This window comes from Bradyrhizobium sp. (assembly GCF_019244115.1).
Classification (GTDB): Bacteria; Pseudomonadota; Alphaproteobacteria; order Rhizobiales; family Xanthobacteraceae; genus Bradyrhizobium.
This window is the reverse complement of the sequence record NZ_JAFATE010000189.1, coordinates 1-3,687: the sequence shown is the minus strand read 5'-3', so window position 1 is coordinate 3,687 and position 3,687 is coordinate 1. Positions and strand designations below refer to the sequence as shown.

Below are 3,687 nucleotides of genomic sequence, written 5' to 3'. Positions count from 1 at the left end.
CGATCAGTCATCTGGTGGCCGACGGCGGTCTACGGCTGCCGATCATGATCTCCGGCACCATTACCGATCGTTCCGGACGCCTGCTCTCGGGCCAGACGCCGGCAGCGTTCTGGACCTCGGTGCGCCACGCGGCGCCGTTCTCGACCTGCTCGCGCGCCACTGCGAGCGCGCCGGCGTAGTCGCCGGCGGTGATGAGCTTGCGGAATTTGGCCGAGCCCGTGACGTTGGTGCGCTCGCCCACATTGACGAAGGGGATTGCGGGCGTCAGCTCGAACGGCTCCAGGCCCGAGAGCCGCAGGCGCGGTTCGACGCCGGGAATCTCGCGCGGGCGATAGGGCGCGACCGCGGCGGCGATCGCCGCGATGTGCTCCGGCGTGGTGCCGCAGCAGCCGCCGACGATGTTGACCAGGCCGTCGCGGGCGAACTCGCCGATCAGCCGCGCCATGTAGTCGGGGCTCTCGTCATACTGGCCGAATTCGTTGGGCAGGCCGGCATTCGGATAGGCGCAGACCAGCGTATCGGCGATGCGGCCGATATCAGCAATGTGGGCGCGCAGGTCGGCCGCGCCGAGTGCGCAGTTGAAGCCGATGGTCATTGGTCGCGCGTGCCGCACCGAGTGCCAGAACGCTTCCGGCAACTGCCCGGAGAGCAGGCGGCCGGACTTGTCGGTGATGGTGCCCGAGATCATCACCGGCACGTCGAGGCCGCGCGCTTCACAAAGCTCGGAGATGGCGTAGAGCGCGGCCTTGGCGTTCAGCGTGTCAAAAATGGTCTCGACCAGCAGGAAATCGACACCGCCATCGAGCAGGCCGCGCGCCTGTTCGCCATACGCCTCGCGCAGATCGTCGAACGTGACGGCGCGATAGCCGGGATTGGCGACATCGGGCGAGATCGAGGCGGTGCGGTTGGTCGGACCCAGCGCGCCAACGACGAAGCGTGGCTTGCCGTCCTCGGTCTCGACGCGCGCGGCAGCGCGGCGGGCCAGCACCGCGCCCTCGCGGTTCATTTCGTAGACCACATCGGCAAGATCGTAATCGGCCTGCGCGATGGAAGTCGAAGAAAAGGTGTTGGTCGCGACGATATCGGCGCCGGCGCGCAAATAGGCGGCGTGGATGTCCTCGATGGCCTGCGGCTGGGTCAGGATCAGCAGGTCGTTGTTGCCGCGGAGATCACGATGAAAGTCCTTGAAGCGCGTGCCGCGGAACGCCGCCTCGTCGAGCTGCAGGGCCTGGATCATGGTGCCCATGGCACCGTCGAGCACCAAAATGCGCTCGCGGGCGGCTGCGAGCAGCGCAATGCGCTTCAGAGAGACAGGCGTTGTCATCAGGCAGCCTCTTGTGCCGCCTTCGGGCGGATGCCGAGCAAGTGGCAGATCGCAAACACCAGGTCGGCGCGGTTCATGGTGTAGAAATGGAAGGTGTCGATGCCGTGCTTGGCGAGTTTTTGCACCTGTCCGGCTGCGACGGTGGCCGCCACCAGCTTGCGGGTCTCCGCATCATGGTCGAGCCCGTCGAATTTTTGCGCGAGCCAGTCCGGTACCGTCGTGCCGGCGCGGGTGACGAAATTGCGTGCCTGCTTGAAATTGTGCATCGGCATGATGCCGGGCACGATCGGGATCTTGATGCCGCGCGCGCGCACCCGGTCGAGGTAGCGGAGATAAAAATCGTTGTCGAAAAACACCTGGGTGATGGCGCGCGTGGCGCCCGCGTCGACCTTGGCCTGCAGCGTATCGATATCGCGGTCGAAATCGCGCGCTTCGGGATGTTTTTCGGGATAGGCCGACACCGACACCTCGATGTCGGCATGGCGCTTCCTGATGCCCGCGACGAGTTCGGGCGAGGTCTTGTAGCCGTCGGGATGCGCGACGAAAGGCGTGCCGATGCCGGATGCGGGATCGCCGCGCAGCGCGACGATGTGGCGGACACCCGCCTCATGATAGCGGTCGACCACCTCGTCGATCTCGCCGCGCGAGGCGCCGACGCAGGTCAGATGCGCGGCCGGCAGCAGACAGGTCTCCTTCAGGATGCGGACGATGGTGGCGTGCGTGCGCTCGCGGGTCGAGCCGCCGGCACCGTAGGTGACCGAGACGAAGTTGGGCGTGAGCGGCGCCAGCCGCTTGATCGTGTCCCACAAATTGCGCTCCATCTCCTCGGTCTTCGGCGGGAAGAACTCGAAGGAGATGTTTGGCAGTTTTGGCGCGCGGGGCCCCTCGAGAGGCGTCACGTCGGTCATGGCACAAGGATCCGGGTCAGCGACAGGGCTTCGGGTCGAGCAACGGTCAGCTAAGATAGGGCAAATTGGGGTCATGCAAATAGCCCACTGTGATTGGGAAGTTGCCCAATTAGGCATAAAAGTTCGCTTGAGAAAGCCTATCCCAATTACTGTCTCCAGTGGTTGTTTGCTGCGATTGTTAAATAAGTCATTGAGATACATACAATAAAAATTCATGTAGTAGGAGGTGCGAGTGGGACATTTGAATAGGCCACTGTCAGGCGAGCGTCCGTCCCACCCACCGGGTGCTGCATGTCCGTCGACCCAGCCGCGTGCCCGGACCCGTTGCCGGCTGGCTTGTCCACACTAGCTTAGGGCCATGATACCACTTTCGATTCTCGACCTGTCGGTCGTCACCACAGCGACAAAACCCGCCGCCGCGCTGCGCAACAGCATCGATCTGGCACGCCATGCCGACCGTCTCGGCTATGTCCGCTACTGGCTCGCCGAACATCACAACCTGGCCTCGGTGGCGAGCCCGGCGCCAGACCTCATGATCGGCCAGATTGCCGCGGTGACGCAGCACATCCGCGTCGGCTCCGGCGGCGTCATGCTGCCCAACCATGCGCCGCTGGTGATCGCCGAGCGTTTCAAGATGCTGGAGGCGCTGTTTCCGGGACGGATCGATCTCGGCCTCGGCCGTGCACCGGGTACCGATGGTGCCACCGCCTACGCGCTGCGCTCGCGGCTCGACCGCCGCGAGGGCGACGATTTCCTTGAACGGCTGCACGAACTGACCTTGTGGGAGACCCGCGATTTCCCGCCCGGGCACCCCTACAACAACGTGGTGGCGATGCCGGACGACACGCCGCTGCCGCCGATCTGGCTGCTCGGCTCCAGCGACTATTCCTCAGAACTCGCGGCGCAGGTCGGGATGGGCTTTGCTTTCGCGCATCATTTCGCGGCTCATGACGCGACAGATGCGATGATCAACTACCGCACGCGTTTCAAGCCCTCGGGCTGGCGCACTGCGCCGCATGCGATCCTCGCGGTCGCCATTGTCGCGGCGGAGAGCGACGCTGAAGCCGAGCGGCTCGCCTCCTCAATGGATCTCAACCGGCTGCGCCGCGACCGCGGCCAGTATCTGCCGCTGCCGAGCCCGGAGGAGGCGCTGGCCTATCCTTACTCCGACGCCGAGCGGGCCTCGATCGCGCGCAACCGCACGCGGCTGTTCGTCGGCAGCCCTGCGACCGTGATGCAGAAGCTCAAGCCGCTGATTGCAGCCAGCCAGGCGGACGAACTGATGGTGATATCAGCCGTGTTCGATCACGAGGCGCGCAAAAAATCCTATTCGCTGCTCGCGGAAGCATTCGGGCTTGCCGAGAAGGCAGCGGCATGAATGCAGCCATCCGTCGTCCCGGCCAAGCGCGCTCTTGCGCGCGCCGAGCCGGGACCCATACCGCGTGATTTCTCGAT

Annotated in this window: 3 protein-coding genes and 1 pseudogene; 2 read left to right on the top strand and 2 right to left on the bottom strand. The window is 64.9% G+C overall.

The window, feature by feature from the left end:
• The first annotated feature begins 44 nt into the window (after window positions 1-44).
• Window positions 45-179 (top strand): hypothetical protein, encoded by a 135-nt coding sequence (locus JOZ76_RS38160; RefSeq protein WP_441299997.1) that lies wholly within the window; start codon window positions 45-47, stop codon window positions 177-179.
• Here JOZ76_RS38160 and JOZ76_RS08360 read toward each other — a convergent pair.
• Together JOZ76_RS08360 and metF are read right to left on the bottom strand one after the other, a co-directional pair.
• Window positions 131-1,324: pseudogene (locus tag JOZ76_RS08360) on the bottom strand (homocysteine S-methyltransferase family protein); the annotation flags it as partial. The gene JOZ76_RS38160 and the pseudogene JOZ76_RS08360 sit on opposite strands and share 49 nt — an antisense overlap.
• Entirely contained in the window at window positions 1,324-2,232 is a 909-nt protein-coding gene (gene metF, locus JOZ76_RS08355) for a methylenetetrahydrofolate reductase [NAD(P)H] (RefSeq protein WP_291698152.1), read from the bottom strand. The gene metF and the pseudogene JOZ76_RS08360, both read right to left, overlap by 1 nt.
• Window positions 2,233-2,590: 358 nt before the next feature.
• Here metF and JOZ76_RS08350 point away from each other — a divergent pair, with 358 nt between their 5' ends.
• Window positions 2,591-3,610, top strand: coding sequence for an LLM class flavin-dependent oxidoreductase (locus tag JOZ76_RS08350; protein ID WP_291698151.1), 1,020 nt, complete (start codon window positions 2,591-2,593; stop codon window positions 3,608-3,610).
• Window positions 3,611-3,687: the final 77 nt, after the last annotated feature.

Coding starts and splice junctions, on each gene's coding strand:
- JOZ76_RS38160 (WP_441299997.1), top strand. CDS start 45: ATGATCTCCGGCACCATTACCGATCGTTCCGGACGCCTGCTCTCGGGC.
- metF (WP_291698152.1), bottom strand. CDS start 2,232: ATGACCGACGTGACGCCTCTCGAGGGGCCCCGCGCGCCAAAACTGCCA.
- JOZ76_RS08350 (WP_291698151.1), top strand. CDS start 2,591: ATGATACCACTTTCGATTCTCGACCTGTCGGTCGTCACCACAGCGACA.